This window comes from Caulobacter sp. GW821-FHT10E02 (genome assembly GCF_059415225.1).
In genome coordinates, this window is record NZ_JBWKMV010000002.1 from 593,504 (window position 1) to 609,436 (window position 15,933).

Sequence of the window (15,933 nt, forward strand, 5' to 3'; positions counted from 1 at the left end):
GAAGGGGAGCGCAGATGGCCCCTCAAGGAGCCGGGGTCAAGCGGCCCTTCACTAGCAAATCCACATGACAAAGAAAAAGGGCGACCCGGAAGCCGGGTCGCCCTCGTCCTTAGAGCTCTGAAGCGCGTCGCTTAGAAAGCGGCGTGGATCGTGGCGCTGATCGTGCGCGGAGCGCCCGGTTGGCCCAGACCCGTGCCCGACGGGTTCACCGCCAGGTCGCCCAGGTACTTTTCGTTGGTCAGGTTCTTCACGTTGACCTGGAAGTAGGTGTCCTTCAGGCCGAAACCGTCCAGAGCGTAACGCACGTCCATGTCGAGCAGGGCGTAGTGCGGGGCCTTTTCGGTGTTCGTCAGGTTGGTCCAGCGCTCGCCGGTGTACTTGGCTTGCACGCCGAGGCTCAGAGCGTCGGTGATGTCCCAGTCGACGCGGACGCCGCCTTGGTACTTCGGCGCTTCGTACAGCTCACGACCCTTGGTGGCCAGAACCGAACCCAGGGCGGTGCCCGGGATGTCCGATTGCAGTTCCGAGTCCTGGTACGAGAACGAGGCGTAGAAGCTGATGTAGTCTTCCGGCTTGAAGCCCAGTTGAGCGTCGAAGCCCTTTTGCTTCACGTCGCCGACGTTGACCGAGAAGGCGATGTTGTCCTGCTCGTTGAAGGCGCGTTCGATGCGGTTGGTGAAGTTGTTGAACCACACCGAGGCGGCGAACAGGACCGTGGGCGACTGGAAGCGGTAGCCGGCGTCCAGGACGTGCGAGATTTCCGGATCCGGCTTCGTCAGCTTCTTGTCGTACAGGTCGTCCGTACGCGGAGCCGACAGGGTCTCGGCGTAGCTGATGTAGACCGACTGGTGGTCGGCCACTTGGTAGCTAGCGCCGACGTTCGGCAGGACCTTGTCGTACTTGCGGGTGAACTGGCGCGGACGACCGTATTGGGTCGTGCCTTGGCCCGGCAGGGTGACCAGGGTCTGGCCGTTGCCGTCATCCGTACCAGCAATCGCCGTCGGCGCCTGGTTGGTGCAGTAGGCGGTGAAGGTGTCGGCTTGGTAGCAGAAGTTGTTCAGTTCACGCTTGAAGAACGGCGCGCGCAGGCCGGCGTTGACCAGCAGGTTGTCGTCCATGAACTTGCCGCGGTACTCGACCGAGAACTGGTTCAGGGTGGCGACCGAGACGCGGTCACGCTTGCGCAGGATGCTGCCGTCCGCGAGCTTGATCGGCGTGCCGTAGCCGTCCTTGCCGCCGAAGACGCTGTCCGGCGTCGTGTCGCTGGCGAAGGTCGTGTACTCGCCGGTCTGACGGTGGTGGGCTTCGTCGTAGGTGTACGCGGCGCGGAAGCTCTGGTTGTCCGAGAACTTCCAGATCAGCGACGAGGTGACGCCGTAGCGGCGGGTGTTCGTCGTGTTCGGCGAGTACAGCAGGACGGTGTCGAGCAGGTCGCCGTCGCCGTTCAGGTCTTGGCCGCCCGTCAGCGACGAACCGCGGATCAGGCCGCTGCCCGTGCCGTTGCCGCTTTCGTTGAACAGGCCGCGACCGCCGCCGTTGGCCAGCGTGTACTGGAAGTAGGGGTCGGCGGTCAGGATGAACTGTTCACCGATGTGGAACAGCGACTGACCGCGGATGTTGCCCGTGTTCGACGGGTTGATGTTGTACTTGTAGCAGGTGCCCGCGTTCGTATCGATCTGGGCCGTGCCGGCCACCGGGGTCGGACGGGCGCAGGTAGCGCGGCTGTAGCCGATGCCGGTGCCGGCCTGGAATTGGGCCAGCGACATGCGGTTGATGAAGTTGTTGCGGTTCTTGTTGTAGTTGGCGATCAGGCTGACGAAGTCGCCGTTGTCGCCCAGCGGCTGATAGATGCGCGCGTTGTACTGTTGCTTGTGGATCTTGCCCGGGCCGTTGAAGACGTCGTTGGTGGCGTCAGCGGCGCTGAACCAGGCGCTGGTGCCCCACGGACCGACCTTACCGGTGTCGATCACGGCGAAGAAGCGGCGGAAGTTGCCGTCGCCGACTTGGGCTTCCACGACGCCGCCGAATTCGTCCTTCGGCTTGCGGGTCACGTAGTTGATGGTGCCGCCGGCGGCCGCGGCCGTCGGGCTGTCGACGTCGGTCGTGCCGAGGTTGACGTCAACCTTCGAGATCAGTTCCGAGTCCATCTGCTGGTTCGGGTAGATGGCGTAGTTGCCGCTGTCGTTCAGCGGGATGCCGTCTTGCAGCAGCGCGACGCGCTGGCTGTCGAAGCCGCGGATGGTGATGTCGCCGCCGGCCGAGCCGTAGGCGTCGTTGTTGGTGAAGTTGACGCCCGGCAGCAGGTTCAGCGAGTCCAGGACCGTCTGACCCGGCACTTGGCGGGCGATGAATTCTTGGGTGATGGTCGAGCGCGACTTCGGAACCGTCTGCGACACGATGGCGCCGTTTTGGTTCTTCAGGGTCGACGCGGTGACGACGACTTGTTCAACAGCGTCCGTACCCGTCGATTGGGCCATGGCGACGCCGCCGGCGACCAGGCTGCCGACCAGCGCGGTCGTCGCCAGGGCGAAATTTCTCATGTTCATCTTGAAGGATCCCCTCATTATTCGACACGCCCGCCGTGACCGGCATGGATGAGCGTCGTTGGGGCCGTTTAGCGAAAGTTTTAGAAGGTTTGGTGACGGAAAGGCCACGCCTTCCCCCAAACTGTCATAAACGGCGGATAACGCGGAAGAAATGGTCAGATTTTTCTTACTTGGCTAATTAGGCGTCATGGTAACCGCACACGAATCTTCGGAAATTTCGATCGAATCCCGCGCTTGGCGGATGACCCTCATCGGGGTCGCCGTGCTGACGCTGGTGCGGCTCATCGCCTTGTTCGCAACGCCTCTTGAGCTGTACCCGGACGAAGCTCAGTACTGGCTCTGGTCTCGTGAACTGGCCTTCGGATACTTCTCCAAGCCGCCGATGATCGCCTGGCTGATCTGGGCCACGACCCACGTCGGCGGCGACGCCGAGGCCTGGGTGCGACTTTCCGCCCCACTCCTGCACGGCCTGACCGCCCTGGTGGTGCACCGCATCGCCCGCAAGCTCTACGGCGGCTGGACGGGTCTGGTCGCCGCGGCGATCTACAGCCTGATGCCGGGCGTCGTCCTGTCGTCGGGCCTGATGGCCACCGACGCCCCGCTCTTGTTCTTCCTGTCGCTGACCATCTGGGCCTATGTCGCCCTGGCCGAGGAGACCGCCCCGCGCCGCTACTTCGTCGCCGCCGGCATGGGCGTGGCGCTGGGCCTGGCCTTCCTGTCGAAATACGCCGCCGTCTACGCCCTGGGCAGCATCGTCATCCACTACGCCATCTCCAAGCCGGCCCGCGAGCGCTGGTGCGTGGCCGCGGCTGTGCTGTTCGTGACGTTCTTCGTCCTGACCCTGGCCCCCAACCTGGCCTGGAACGCCAACCACGCCTTCGCGACGGTCAAGCACACGGCCTCGAACGCCAACTGGGGTTCGCACCAGCTGTTCAACTTCCGTGAGCTGATCGAATTCGTCGCCTCGCAGTTCGGCGTGTTCGGCCCCGTGCCGTTCGCCGTGCTGCTGGGCGGGGCGGTGTGGCTGGGCGTGAAGAAGAAGCTGCAGTCGCCGGACCTCCTGCTGCTCTGCTTCTGCGCGCCGCCGCTGATCATCGTGGCCGGCGAGGCCTTCGTCTCGCGCGCCAACGCCAACTGGGCCGGAGCGGCCTTCGTCTCGGGCGCGGTGCTGTCGGCCGGCTGGCTGCTGCGCTGGAACGCCCGCCGCTGGCTGATCGCGGGCCTGGGGTTCGAGGCCCTGTTCGCCCTGTTCTTCGTGGTCTGCATGGTCAACCCGAAGGCCGCCGACGCGGTGGGCCTTTCGAACGGCTTCAAGCGGGTGCGCGGCTGGGACCAGACCGTCCAGGCGATCATCGAGCGCTCGCGCGAGGAGCAGGCCCTGCGCGGCCCCTTGAGCGCCGTCGCGATGGACGACCGCTTCGTCTACAACGCCGCCGCCTACTATGGCCGCGACTATTTCGGCCAGCCGGGCGCGCCGCCGCTGCGCATGTGGGTGCACGAGGCCCATCCGCAGAACCAGGCCGAGACCGAGACGCCGATGGACGCCGACTACGGCCGCCGCGCCCTGATCGTCAGCCTGGAGGGCGGCTATCGCCCCGAGATCCAGCAGGACTTCAAGACGACCTCCGACATGCAGATCGCCCGCGTGCGCCTCGACAAGAAGCGCTCGCGGCGGATCGACTTGTTCATCGCCCAGGGCTTCGCGCCGCTGCCTCGCGATCGGGTGACGGGCCTGCCGCCAGCCCCGAAGAAGCCCTAGGCAGGTTTCGAGGGATCACCGTCCTTTCGTAAGCGCCGCCGTCGTCGAGACTTCCCGCGTGTTTCGGGAGGTTCTTCATGCTGCGTCTGTTCGTCTTCCTGCTGGCGCTGCTGACGGCCGCGCCGGCCTTGGCCAAACCGCTGGTCGTGATCCTGGCCGAGCCGCGCGGGACCGAGACCACGGACCTGATCGCGCCCTATGCGGTGCTGGCCGAGTCCGGATCGGTGGAGGTCCGCGTGATCGCGCCAAGCCTGACGCCGGTGCGACTGATGCCGGGCCTGGCCTGGATCCGTCCGCAGACGACCTATGCGACCCTGAGCCAGCGGCCGGACGTCATCGTCGTGCCGTTCATGATGCCGGCCGTTGATCCGGCCCGCGACGCCTGGCTGCGCGAGCAGGCCAAGGCCGGCGTGCGCATCGTCTCGATCTGCGCGGGGGCCGAGACCCTGGCCCATGCCGGCCTGCTGGACGGCCGCGAGGCGACGACCCACTGGTACGAGATGAACCGCCTGGCCAGGGCCTATCCCAAGGTCCGCTGGCGCAAGGATCGCCGCTGGATCGTCGACGGCGGCGTAACCACCACCGCCGGGGTGACCGCCTCGATCCCGGCCAGTCTGGCGCTGCTGCGGGACCTGTCGGGCGACGAGGTGATGAAGGCGACGGCGGCGCGGCTGAAGGTCCCCCTGCCCGTCCAGGCCCACGATGGCGCGGCGTTCAAGGTGGGGACGGATGCGGCCATGACCGGCCTCGCGGGCTGGGCCAATGCGTGGCGTGGCGAGAAGGTGGCGGTGCGGATCGAGGGCGGCTTCGACGAGCTGGCCTTCGCGACGACGCTGGACGCCTGGTCGCGGACCAACCGCTCGGAAGCCTTCGCCAGCCGGGACGCGGTGTCGAAGCACGGCTTGGCGGTGATCGCGCCGGCGAAGCTTCCGCGCGCCCGGCGGACGATCGAGGCGGACGCGGGCGATCCGACCACCGCCCTGAACAACATCGCCGCCGCCTATGGCAAGGCGACGGCGCGTTATGTGGCGCTCACGCTGGAGCACCCGTACTGGCTGAAGCCCTAGAGCGAGGCCTCGAACGCCGCCTCGGTCTTGGACTTCACTTCGCCCACCGTCACGCCCGGGGCCAGTTCGATCAGCTTCACCGGCGACTTGCCGCGGTTGATCTCGAAGACGCCCAGTTCGGTGATCAGCAGGTCCACGACGCCCGCGCCGGTCAGCGGCAGCGAGCATTGCTTTAGCAGCTTGGGCGCGCCGGACTTCTCGCAGTGGTCCATGACCACCACCACACGCTTGACGCCGGCGACCAGGTCCATGGCTCCGCCCATGCCCTTGACCATCTTGCCGGGCACCATCCAGTTGGCGAGGTCGCCGGTCTCGGAGACCTGCATGCCGCCCAGGATCGACAGGGCGATGTGGCCGCCGCGGATCATCGCGAAGCTGTCGGCCGACGAGAAGTACGAGCTGGAGTCGAGCTCGGTGATCGTCTGCTTGCCGGCGTTGATCAGGTCGGCGTCCTCTTCGCCCTCATAGGGGAAGGGACCCATGCCCAGCATGCCGTTCTCGCTCTGCAAGGTCACGGACATGCCCTCGGGGATGTAGTTGGCCACCAGGGTCGGGATGCCGATGCCGAGGTTCACGTAGAAGCCGTCCTGCAGCTCCTTGGCGGCGCGGGCCGCCATCTCATCGCGGGTCCAGGCCATTACGCTTGCTCCTTCGCGCGGGTCGTCACGCGCTCGATGCGCTTCTCGAACTTCGCGCCCTTGACGATGTTGTCGACATAGATGCCGGGCGTGTGGATGGCGTCCTTGTCCAGCGCGCCGATCTCGACCAGTTGCTCGATCTCGACGACGGTCTTCTTGCCGGCCGTGGCCATCATCGGATTGAAGTTCCGGGCGGTCTTCCGATAGATCAGGTTGCCCTCGGCGTCGCCCTTCCAGGCTTTCACGATCGCGAGGTCGGCGGTCAGGCCGCGCTCCATCACGTACATCTCGCCGTCGAACTCGCGGGTTTCCTTGCCTTCGGCCACCAAGGTGCCGTAGCCGGTGCGCGTGAAGAAGGCCGGGATGCCCGCCCCGCCCGCACGGATGCGTTCGGCCAGCGTGCCTTGCGGATTGAACTCCAATTCCAGCTCGCCGCTGAGGTAAAGCTGTTCGAACAGCTTGTTCTCACCCACATAGGACGAGACCATCTTCTTGATCTGACGGTTCTCCAGCAGGATCCCCAGGCCGAAGCCGTCGACGCCGCAATTGTTGGAGATGACCGTGAGGTCCTTCGTCCCCGCCTCGCGGATCGCCGCGATCAGGTTCTCCGGAATGCCGCAGAGGCCGAAACCGCCCGCCATGATGGTCATGCCGTCGAACAACAGCCCGGCCAGGGCCTCGACGGCGTCTGTCTTCACCTTGTCGACCATGGTGTCTCCCTATCCCGAACTTGCTAGTTCAGTGCTTGGCGAACCGTGTCGCCCGAGCCGCGAAGAAATTCAACCCTTGATGAATTATTTTACCGAAGGGTCGCCTGATGACCGACGCTAGCACCGGCTCCGTGACGCCCGCCACCCCAAGGGCCGCTCCTGGCGTGCTCCTGGTGCTGGCCCACCCCGCGCTTGAACGGTCCCGCGCCAATCGCGCCCTGGCCAAGGCGGCCAAGGGCCTGTCGGGCGTCACCTTCAAGGACCTGTACGAGACCTATCCGGACTTCGTGGTCGACATCGAGACCGAGCAGGAAGCCCTGCTGAAGCACGACGTCATCGCCCTGCAATTTCCGCTCTACTGGTACTCGACGCCGGCCCTGATGAAGGAGTGGCTGGATCTCGTCTGGCTGCACGGCTTCGCCTATGGCGAGGGCGGCGAGGCCCTGAAGGGCAAGCGCATGTTCGTGGCCTGCTCCACGGGGGCCAGCGCCAAGGCCTATCACATGCACGGCTACAACCGGTTTTCCATGGACGAGTTCCTGCGGCCGCTGGAGCAGACCGCCCACCTGTGCGGCATGGAATGGGAGACCCCGTTCGTCGTGCACGGCGCTTCCGTAAAAGACGACGCGGCCCTGAAGGCCGAGGCTGAGCGCTACAAGGCGCGCGTGGCCTCGTTGTTGCCCAAGAGCGTGGAGGCGTAGACGGCATGGAGAACTTCCTCACCCAGACCCTGGTCTATCTGGGCGCGGCCGTCGTCTCGGTGCCGATCGCCAAGCGGCTGGGGCTCGGCTCGGTGCTGGGCTACCTGATCGCCGGCGTCATCATCGGCCCGTTCGCCCTGGGCCTGATCGGCGCCCAGGCCGACGTCATGAAGTTCGCCGAGTTCGGCGTCGTCATCCTGCTGTTCCTGATCGGCCTCGAGGTGCAGCCCTCGATGCTGTGGGACATGCGCAAGGCCATCTTCGGCTTAGGGGGAGCGCAGGTGCTGGGCACGGCCCTGGCCATCGCCGCCGCCTCGCTGGCGCTGGGCCTGCCCTGGCAGACGGCCCTGGCCGTGGGCCTGGTGCTGGCCATGTCGTCCACCGCCATCGTGCTCCAGACCCTGGACGAGAAGGGGCTGAGGCAAGGCCCCGTCGGCCGCGCCGCCTTCGGGGTGCTGCTGCTGCAGGACCTGGCGGTGATCCCGATGTTCGCCCTGCTGCCCCTGCTGGCCACCGGCGCGCCCGCCCACGCCACGGGCGGCGGTCATGGCGACGGGAGCCTGGTGGCCCACCTGCCGATCTGGGCCCAGACCCTGTCGGTGTTCGCCGCCGTGGCCGGGGTGATCGGCGGCGGCCGCTACCTGGTCAAGCCGCTGTTCCGCTTCATCGCCCGGGCCCGCCTGCGCGAGATCTTCACCGCCTCGGCCCTGCTGATCGTCGTGGCCGTGGCCAGCCTGATGCAGATCGTCGGCCTCTCGCCCGCCCTCGGCGCCTTCCTGGCCGGCGTCGTGCTGGCCGAAAGCGAGTTCCGCCGCGAGCTGGAGACCGACATCGAGCCCTTCCGGGGCCTGCTGCTGGGCCTGTTCTTCATGACCGTCGGCGCGGGCGTCGACCTGCCGCTGGTGGCGCGCCAGCCGCTGGTGCTGGCGGGCCTGGTCATCGGTCTGATGAGCCTGAAGTTCCTGGTCATGTACGGCATCGCCCGCCTGTTCGGCGCCCCCAAGCGCGGGGCGATGGCGGTGGCCACGGCCTTGGCGCAGGGCGGTGAGTTCGCCTTCGTGCTGCTCAGCTTCACCGTCGGGGCGGGCGTGATCGGCGCCCAGCTGGCGGCCCTGCTGACCGCCGCCATCGCCGTCTCGATGGCCCTGACGCCGGTGGCCATGATCCTGTACGAGCGGGTCGCCGCCCTGATGGACGCGGCCATTCCCGACGTCACGCCCGACACCGGCGACTTCGACGAGGGCGAACCGGACATCATCATCGCCGGCTTCGGGCGCTTTGGTCAGATCACCGGACGCCTGCTGCAGGCCAACGGCTTCAAGTCGACCGTTCTGGACAGCGACATCGAACAGATCGAGCTGCTGCAGCGCTTCGGGCGGCGGGTGCACTATGGCGACGCCACGCGCCTGGACCTGCTGCGCGCCGCCGGCGCCGAGCGGGCCCGGATGCTGATCGTCGCCGTGGACGACCGCGAGAAGACCGTCGAACTGGTCGAGACCGCCCGCAAGGCCTTCCCGAACCTGACCATCCTCGCCCGGGCCTGGGATCGCCGCCACGCCTACGACCTCCTGGCCAACGGCGCCGACGCGGTCGAGCGAGAGACCTTCGAGTCGGCCCTGGCGCTCGGGACCTCGGCTTTGCAGAAGCTGGGCTTCCGCGCCCACCGCGCCCACCGCGCCGCCGCCTTCTTCCGCCGCCACGACCGGCGGATGTTCGAGGAGCTGCGGCCGATGTGGGGTCAGGAGGAGGCCTATATCCTGGCCTCGCGCGACGCGGCCCAGACCATGGACCGCCTGCTGAACGCTGACCTCCACCGCATGCGCCCCGGCGACGCCGGCGGGGCCTGGGACACGGCGAGCCTGGACGAGGAACTGCGCGAACGGGCCGAGCAGGAGGGCGCGGAGTAGGCCCCTACTCCGCCGGAATAGCCACGGGGTCGGGCGCCCGCTCGCCCGTGAACGCCTCGACGAACGGGATCGCGAAGCCGCCGGTCAGGCTGTGCGGGTCGGTGGCGACCGCGCCGAAGGTCAGGGTCTTGGGTCGCTCGCCGGGCACATAGAGCGTGCCGAACAGGCGGTCCCAGACGGCCAGGACGCTGCCCAGGTTCTTGCCGAAATGGGCGGGGTCGGCCGAGTGGTGGATCTGGTGATGGGCGGGGCTCATCAGCCAGCGGCCGAGCGGCCCGAAGGTGATCCAGGCGTGCGAGTGCTGCAGGTGCAGCACCGTCAGGACGAACACCATGAAGAGCGCGTTCTGGCCCATGACCAGAGGCGGATGCCAGGCCGGTCCGAAGGTCCAGGCCAGCAGGCCGCCGACGCCGCCGGTGGTCAGGGCCAGGATGTTGGCGAACTTCAGGGTCTCCATCGGATGGACCCGGAAGTTGGTCAGCGGCGTCAGCACCTCGGCCGTGTGGTGGGTCTTGTGGAAGGCCCAGAGGAACGGGACCTTGTGGCTGAGCCAGTGATCGAACCAGTAGCCCAGCTCATAGGCCAGGAAGCCCAGCACCGTGCCGACCACCGCCACGAGCGGCCAGGGCGCGTGTGGGAGCGGGCCGGAGCCAAGCGTCTCGCCCAGCCAGCCGCCGACGGCCTTGGCCACGACACCGCTGGTCAACAGGGCCGCCCCCACCATCAGGCCTGTGACCCAGATGTTGAGGGCGAAGAAGATCAGGTCGGCGCGGGTCGACTTGGACAGCCAGACCTTGCGCGGGAACATCGCTCGCAGCAGCAGGCGCGGCGAGGTCTTGCGGCCCCGCGCCCGGCGGCTCAGCACCAGATGGGCGGCGGCGATCAGCAGGGCGCAGCTCAGCGACAGGATCGAGAAGGTCGAGCCCAGCGGCAGCAGCAGCTTGAGCACCGGCTCGGCCAGCCGAGCACCGGCCCCGGGCAGATCGATCAGAGACGCCAGATCAGCCGGCATGACGGGCCCCGTGGAACAGGCGCCCTTCTTAAGCCCGGAGGCCTCAACCGCCGCTTAATGCACCGCCTGCTTGGCCGCGTTCTTCTGGCCCACGCGCTTGAAGAGATCGGCCAGGGCCTCGAACAGGCCCTTGGCGGAGGCGTGGTGATAGGGCGAGTCCGCGCCCAGCGCTTGCGCCAGACGGGCATGGGCCTTGCCGAGATTGTGGTACGGCAGGCGCGGCAACAGGTGGTGCAGGGCGTGGTAGCGCAGGCCGACCGGGGCCCACAGTTCCGAGGCCAGGTTCGGCGGCGGCACGTTGACCGAGTCCAGGAACTGCTCGTCCAGGCTCATCTTGTCGCCCTCGTTGTCCCAGAGGTGGGCGACCAGGGTGCGGGCCTGGTTGACGAAGGTGGCGACGGCGAAGATCGCCAGGCCCGTCAGCAGGGCGCGCAGCGGCAGCACGCCCGCGACCGTGGCGGCGATCACCGCCCACGACCACAGCCAGCAGCCGATGTCCTGCAGCACCCAGGCGGTGCGCCAGCGGTTGAGATCCTCGCGCACGAAGTCGGGATTGATGATCAGGGCCGACAGCTTGGTCTTCAGGTAGCGACGCAGCGGCGGGACTACGAACGACAGCGGGATCAGCACCACCGAGCGCAGGATCACGCCCAGCGGGGCCAGCAGCGCCACGAACAGGAAGCCGGCCAGGCCCAGCGGCGTGAAGCGCGACAGCGGCAGGTATTCCGGGTCCAGCGCCGTGCCGAAGCGGTCCTTGATGTGGTGGATGTTGTGCACCCCCTCGTACATCAGCGACGGGGTCATCAGCGGGATGCCGACCAGGATGTTCCAGCCGACGCGGTAACCCGGGGCCTCGTCGTCGCGGATGTGGGTCAGCTCGTGGATGAACGACAGGGCGCGATAGAGGGCCAGCACGCTGATCAGGCCCGCGATCAGGCCGATCGCCAGGTTTCCGGTGGTCGCGGCGATATAGAGGCCACCCCACATCAGGACGACCGAGACGATGGTGTCGATCCAGTAGATCGCCGCGTTCGGCGTCATCAGGTCATCGACCAGGCCAAAGGCCTGCTTGGTCAGACCGACGCCCTGGCTCGCCATCTTGTTCACTTCGACCTCGCGTCGCCTCTAACTCAGAGTGACGAATTGGCGACGACGCGAGGAAAAGCAACCGTCTGGATCAAAGGCGCGACAATTCCGCGCCCTTAAGCGTCACTGGGTCAGGGGCCGCAGGATGATCTCGACCCGGCGGTTCTGGGCGCGGCCGGCGGCCGTGGCGTTGTCGGCGATCGGCTGGCGCGAGCCCATGCCGGCCACGAAGACGCGGTCCGTCAGCACCCGACCCTGGCGGGTCAGATAGTCGGCCACAGCGCTGGCGCGGCGCTCCGAGAGGCCCTGGTTGTAGTCGGCGCCGCCGCTGCTGTCGGCGTGGCCCACCACGTCGATCGTCGTCTGCGGATAGGCGTTCAGCGTGCGGGCCACGTCGTCCAGCACGCGGGTGAACTGCGGCTGCACGTCCGACTTGTCGACGGCGAAGGTCACGTCGCTGGGCATGACCAGCACGATCTGGTCGCCGTTGCGGCGGATCATGACGCCCGAGGTCTCGAGGCTGCGACGCAGGTCGGCCTGCTGGCGGTCCATGTAGTTGCCGACCGCGCCGCCGGCCAAGGCGCCGATGCCCGCGCCGATCAGCGCGTTCTTGCGGCCCTGCTCGCCCTTGTTGGTGTTGGTCAGGTAGCCCAGCAGCGCGCCGCCGGCGGCCCCGGCCAGCACGCCGGTCCCGGTGTTGTTGCGCACGGGCATGCCCGTATAGGGATCGGTGGTGGTGCAGGCGACCAGAGCGGTGGCGCCCATCAGCACGGCGGCCAAGGCAAACTTGCGCATTCTCGCAACCCTCACGGCTTTGTTGTAGATCAACGTCAAACGGGCAAACGCCCTTCCTATGGTCAAGTTCCAATACCGTGCCTGAAGCCAGGATGAACGGCCTTCGTTTCGTCCCGACCTCGGTGTAGTAAGAAGGAACTTACTCATCTCAAGGCTCGAAGAAGTGTCTACCTCCGCCATCGAACCGATCTCGTTCTCCCTCTACAGCAAGGACTTCCCGCGCTTCGCCCAGGAGCTTGGCGCGTCGTTCGAGCGCTACGGCTTCGCCGTGCTGTCGGAGTACGACATCCCGCAGGACCGCATCGACGCGGCCATCGCCGACACCAAGGCCTTCTTCGCCCTGCCGGAAGAGACCAAGAAGCAATATGCCGGGGTCAAGGGCGGCGCGCGCGGCTACATCCCGTTCGGGGTCGAGACCGCCAAGGGCGCCACGCACCACGACCTGAAGGAATTCTGGCACATGGGCCGCGACCTGCCGCCCGGCCACCGCTTCCGCGCCACCATGGCCGACAACGTCTGGCCGGCCGAGATCCCGGCCTTCAAGCACGACGTCAGCTGGTTCTACAACGCGCTCGACACCATGGGCGGCAAGGTGCTGGAGGCGATCGCCACCTACCTGAAACTGGACCGCGACTTCTTCAAGCCGACCGTCGAGAACGGCAACTCGGTGCTGCGCCTGCTGCACTATCCGCCGGTCCCGCTGGACGTCACCGGCGTGCGCGCCGGCGCTCACGGCGACATCAACACCATCACCCTGCTGATGGGCGCCGAGGAAGGCGGCCTGGAACTGCAGGATCGCAACGGCGACTGGCTGCCGATCAACCCGCCCCCGGGCTGCATCGTCATCAATATCGGCGACATGCTGGAGCGTCTGACCAACCACGTCCTGCCCTCGACCATCCACCGCGTGCAGAACCCGCCGCCCGAGCGCCGCCACATCCCGCGCTACTCGACGCCGTTCTTCCTGCACTTCGCGTCGGACTACGAGATCAAGACCCTGCCCAACTGCGTCACGCCAGAGAATCCGGACCGCTATCCGGAATCGATCACGGCCGACGAGTTCCTCCAGCAGCGCCTGCGCGAGATCAAGCTGGCCTAGGCGGCTAGATGCTCCCCCGCGATGCGGGGGAGCTGTCACGAAGTGACTGAGGGGGCGAGCTGGACGTAAGCCGCACTGGCCCCCTCCGGCCCTCTGGGCCACCTCCCCCGCATCGCGGGGGAGGATCTAAGGTTCGCTACTTCGCGATCCGCAGGTTCGAGATGCCCTGGGCGATCGACTTGAACGACGCCTTGAGGTCCGAGCCGGTCGCCGGGAAATAGGCCTTCTCGGAGTCGCTGGCGCAGTACTTCAGCATGTCCTTGGCCTCGGTGCTCGTGACCGTGAAGCCCACCGTGTAGATGGTGATGGCGTAGGCCGAGTTCTTCATGGCGTCGCACATGGCCTTGGTCTGCACGAAGGGGTCGCCGTTGGTGGCGTTGCAGCTGTTGTGGTCGCTGGCGTTGCCGCTGCCGGAATCAGCGTCCTTGGCGATGACGCCCTTGCAGTAGGGCGTGTTGAAGTCACCGTCGGTCATCAGCACCACGACCTTCATCAGGTCCTTGGCCTTGTAGGCGGCCGGGCGCTGGGCGGCGTTGGGCCACAGATAGCCGAAGTTCGGCGCGATCATGTACCAGCCCCAGGCGAAGCCGATCTGGCCGGCCGTCGAACCGCCGGCCGCCAGGCCGTTGATCGTCGCCTTCAGGGCCGTGCGGTCGCTGGACAGCGGCGTGATCGTGGCGCTGGGGCACGGGTTGTTGTCGCTGTCGTAGTTGCGGCCGACATAGGTCGTGCTGGGCGCGGCGTCGGTATAGACGTTCGACCCGACCCGCTCGCTGACGCAGGTGCCGATGCCCAGCGTCTGGCTGCTGCCGGCGGCGCTGGTGAAGGTGTAGTTCTTGCAGCCGGGGTTGGTGCTGGTGTCGCAGGTGGCCGTGCCGCCCGACGAATAGCTGTTGGTGTTCGACGTGTTGGCATTGATCGTGAACGTGTTCGCGGCCGCGTTGCTGACCGTGTAGGTGTTGCCGTTCAGCATGGTCATGCCGTTGACGCCGCTGAACGTGACCTTGTCGCCGTTGATCAGGCCGTGGCCGTTCGAGGTGACGACGGCGTTGTTGGCCTTGCTGACGCCCGTGACGGTGTAGGCGTTGATCGGCCCGCGGATGGCGTCGGCGTACGAGCCGACATTGACCCCGACCGAATAGGGCACGATCGCCACCTTCGAATAGAAGGGCGACTGCACGTCCTTGACGACGATATCGATCAGGTCCGAAGCGCCGGTCTTCAGGTCGGACAGGCGGGTGCCCAGCATCGAACCGGTGATGTCCAGCACGATCGCGACTTCCAGGTTCTTGGACGCGCGCACCACGTCGGACGTCGCCGTGATGGTGACGTTGTTCTTGGTCCACAGGTTGGCGATGATCGGCGACAAGGTGCCGGTCGCCGTGCCCAGGATGTGGTTGTCGGCCCCGGCCTTGAAGGTCGAGTTGGCGCCGGTCAGGCCCAGGTTCAGGCCGTCGATCTCGGCGATGAAGGCCGGGTCGCCGATCGCGTCCAGCTGGGCGTCGGTGGTCGCGGTCGAGCGGGCGGCGATCAGGGTGGCCGCGTCCAGGGCGTCCTGCATCTGCCGGCGCTGCAGGCTGACGCGGCTCATGTCCACCAGCCCGAACACCAGCACCGCCAGCGGCAGGGCCAGCAGGGCGAACTGCACGGCGATGGCGCCGCGCTCGTCGCGCCGCAGACGGCCGATGAAGGCGGTGAAGCCTTCGCTCAGGCGTCGGAGGAAGCGGCTCTGCGTCGACATAAATCGGGTCCCGGGCGTGATTTTTCGCCGTGACCTTCGCCCATGAGGGTGAATAAGCCGAAAACGCCGTTGGTGAACGCGGCCCCCGACACCCCCTTCGACTCTCGGCGCGGGTGCGGCTAAAGAGCGCCCATGCCGTTCACCGCCACCGTCCTGACCATGTTCCCCGAGGCCTTCCCAGGCCCGCTCGGCGTTTCGATGATCGGGACCGCCTGGACCGAGCAGGACCTGTGGCGTCTGGAAACGCTGGACATTCGGGCCTTTTCCAAGGATAAGCGCGGCTTCCTCGACGACACCCCCGCGGGTGGCGGCGCGGGAGCCGTGCTCAAAGCGGACGTCATCGCCTCTGCGCTCGATAGTGTGGAGCTGAATGGTCGGCCGCTTTTGTACATGAGCGCCCGGGGCAGGCCCCTGACCCAGGCGCGCGTAAGAGAGTGGTCCAAGGCGCCCGGTATCGTGGTGTTGTGCGGCCGCTTCGAGGGGGTGGATCAACGGGTGCTCGACGCCCGAGGGTTCGAGGAGATCTCGGTCGGAGACGCTGTCCTCGCAGGAGGAGAAACAGCGGCGATGGTCGTGATCGAGGCGTGCGTTCGACTTGCCCCGGGTGTTCTGGGGAACATCGAGAGCACGCTGGAAGAAAGCTTCGAGGACGGCCTCCTGGAGCATCCGCAGTACACGCGACCGCGGACGTTCGAAGGACTGGATATCCCCGAGGTGCTGCTGTCGGGCGATCACAAGCGGATCGACCAATGGCGCAAGCATATGCGTGAAGAAACGACCCGCGAGCGGCGTCCAGATCTCTGGGAAGCGCATCTCGCCAATCAACAGGCAAAAGGCGACCCGAAAACGGGTAAGCCTAAAGGAGAATAGAC

13 protein-coding genes and 1 pseudogene are annotated in these 15,933 nt (G+C 66.8%); 7 read left to right on the forward strand and 7 right to left on the reverse strand.

Going from position 1 to position 15,933, the window contains the following annotated elements; all coding sequences use genetic code 11:
• Nucleotides 1-131 precede the first annotated feature (131 nt).
• Nucleotides 132-2,546, reverse strand: a complete 2,415-nt coding sequence (locus AC07NI_RS12545) for a TonB-dependent receptor (protein WP_494619340.1) — start codon at nt 2,544-2,546, stop codon at nt 132-134.
• Nucleotides 2,547-2,733: 187 nt separating this feature from the next.
• On the opposite strand from AC07NI_RS12545, the gene AC07NI_RS12550 reads away from it, so the two are divergent.
• On the forward strand, nt 2,734-4,305 hold the full coding sequence (locus tag AC07NI_RS12550) for an ArnT family glycosyltransferase (protein WP_494619342.1): 1,572 nt from the start codon (nt 2,734-2,736) through the stop codon (nt 4,303-4,305).
• A 77-nt stretch (nt 4,306-4,382) separates the two neighbouring features.
• The gene (locus AC07NI_RS12555) at nt 4,383-5,372 is read left to right on the forward strand and encodes a DJ-1/PfpI family protein (RefSeq protein WP_494619344.1); all 990 of its coding nucleotides are present in this window, start codon (nt 4,383-4,385) and stop codon (nt 5,370-5,372) included.
• Here AC07NI_RS12555 and AC07NI_RS12560 read toward each other — a convergent pair.
• Both AC07NI_RS12560 and AC07NI_RS12565 read right to left on the reverse strand, forming a co-directional pair.
• The gene (locus AC07NI_RS12560) at nt 5,369-6,010 is read right to left on the reverse strand and encodes a 3-oxoacid CoA-transferase subunit B (RefSeq protein WP_494619346.1); all 642 of its coding nucleotides are present in this window, start codon (nt 6,008-6,010) and stop codon (nt 5,369-5,371) included. The genes AC07NI_RS12555 and AC07NI_RS12560 overlap by 4 nt on opposite strands.
• On the reverse strand, nt 6,010-6,720 hold the full coding sequence (locus tag AC07NI_RS12565) for a CoA transferase subunit A (RefSeq protein WP_494619348.1): 711 nt from the start codon (nt 6,718-6,720) through the stop codon (nt 6,010-6,012). Before AC07NI_RS12565 ends, AC07NI_RS12560 begins: the two co-directional genes overlap by 1 nt.
• Between AC07NI_RS12565 and AC07NI_RS12570 the strand changes: the two are divergent.
• The 3 genes and pseudogenes from AC07NI_RS12570 (at nt 6,623) to AC07NI_RS12580 (ending at nt 9,328) form a co-directional block, all read left to right on the forward strand.
• Nucleotides 6,623-6,828: pseudogene (locus AC07NI_RS12570) on the forward strand (hypothetical protein). The gene AC07NI_RS12565 and the pseudogene AC07NI_RS12570 overlap by 98 nt on opposite strands.
• The gene (kefF, locus tag AC07NI_RS12575; RefSeq protein WP_494619350.1) at nt 6,828-7,421 is read left to right on the forward strand and encodes a glutathione-regulated potassium-efflux system oxidoreductase KefF; all 594 of its coding nucleotides are present in this window, start codon (nt 6,828-6,830) and stop codon (nt 7,419-7,421) included. Before AC07NI_RS12570 ends, kefF begins: the two are co-directional and overlap by 1 nt.
• Before the next feature lie 5 nt (nt 7,422-7,426).
• Nucleotides 7,427-9,328: a monovalent cation:proton antiporter-2 (CPA2) family protein gene (locus AC07NI_RS12580; protein WP_494619352.1), complete on the forward strand. Its 1,902-nt coding sequence runs from the start codon at nt 7,427-7,429 to the stop codon at nt 9,326-9,328.
• Between the two features lie 4 nt (nt 9,329-9,332).
• On the opposite strand, the gene AC07NI_RS12585 is transcribed toward AC07NI_RS12580, so the two are convergent.
• From AC07NI_RS12585 to AC07NI_RS12595, 3 genes are all read right to left on the reverse strand, one after another.
• Complete coding sequence (locus AC07NI_RS12585; RefSeq protein ID WP_494619354.1) at nt 9,333-10,340, reverse strand: sterol desaturase family protein; 1,008 nt, start codon at nt 10,338-10,340, stop codon at nt 9,333-9,335.
• A gap of 54 nt (nt 10,341-10,394) precedes the next feature.
• Complete coding sequence (cerH, locus tag AC07NI_RS12590; RefSeq protein ID WP_494620526.1) at nt 10,395-11,438, reverse strand: ceramide hydroxylase CerH; 1,044 nt, start codon at nt 11,436-11,438, stop codon at nt 10,395-10,397.
• Between the two features lie 111 nt (nt 11,439-11,549).
• Nucleotides 11,550-12,221 carry a YiaD family glycine zipper/OmpA-like lipoprotein gene (locus AC07NI_RS12595; RefSeq protein ID WP_494619356.1) on the reverse strand — a complete coding sequence of 224 codons (672 nt, stop codon included), beginning with the start codon at nt 12,219-12,221 and terminating at the stop codon, nt 11,550-11,552.
• Between the two features lie 163 nt (nt 12,222-12,384).
• On the opposite strand from AC07NI_RS12595, the gene AC07NI_RS12600 reads away from it, so the two are divergent.
• Entirely contained in the window at nt 12,385-13,320 is a 936-nt protein-coding gene (locus AC07NI_RS12600; RefSeq protein ID WP_494619358.1) for an isopenicillin N synthase family dioxygenase, read from the forward strand.
• 136 nt (nt 13,321-13,456) lie between these two features.
• Here AC07NI_RS12600 and AC07NI_RS12605 read toward each other — a convergent pair whose 3' ends face one another.
• A complete protein-coding gene (locus AC07NI_RS12605; protein WP_494619360.1) occupies nt 13,457-15,061 on the reverse strand; it encodes a ubiquitin-activating E1 FCCH domain-containing protein in 1,605 nt (534 codons plus the stop codon).
• Between the two features lie 132 nt (nt 15,062-15,193).
• Here AC07NI_RS12605 and trmD point away from each other — a divergent pair, with 132 nt between their 5' ends.
• Nucleotides 15,194-15,931 carry a tRNA (guanosine(37)-N1)-methyltransferase TrmD gene (gene trmD, locus AC07NI_RS12610; protein WP_494619362.1) on the forward strand — a complete coding sequence of 246 codons (738 nt, stop codon included), beginning with the start codon at nt 15,194-15,196 and terminating at the stop codon, nt 15,929-15,931.
• Nucleotides 15,932-15,933: the final 2 nt, after the last annotated feature.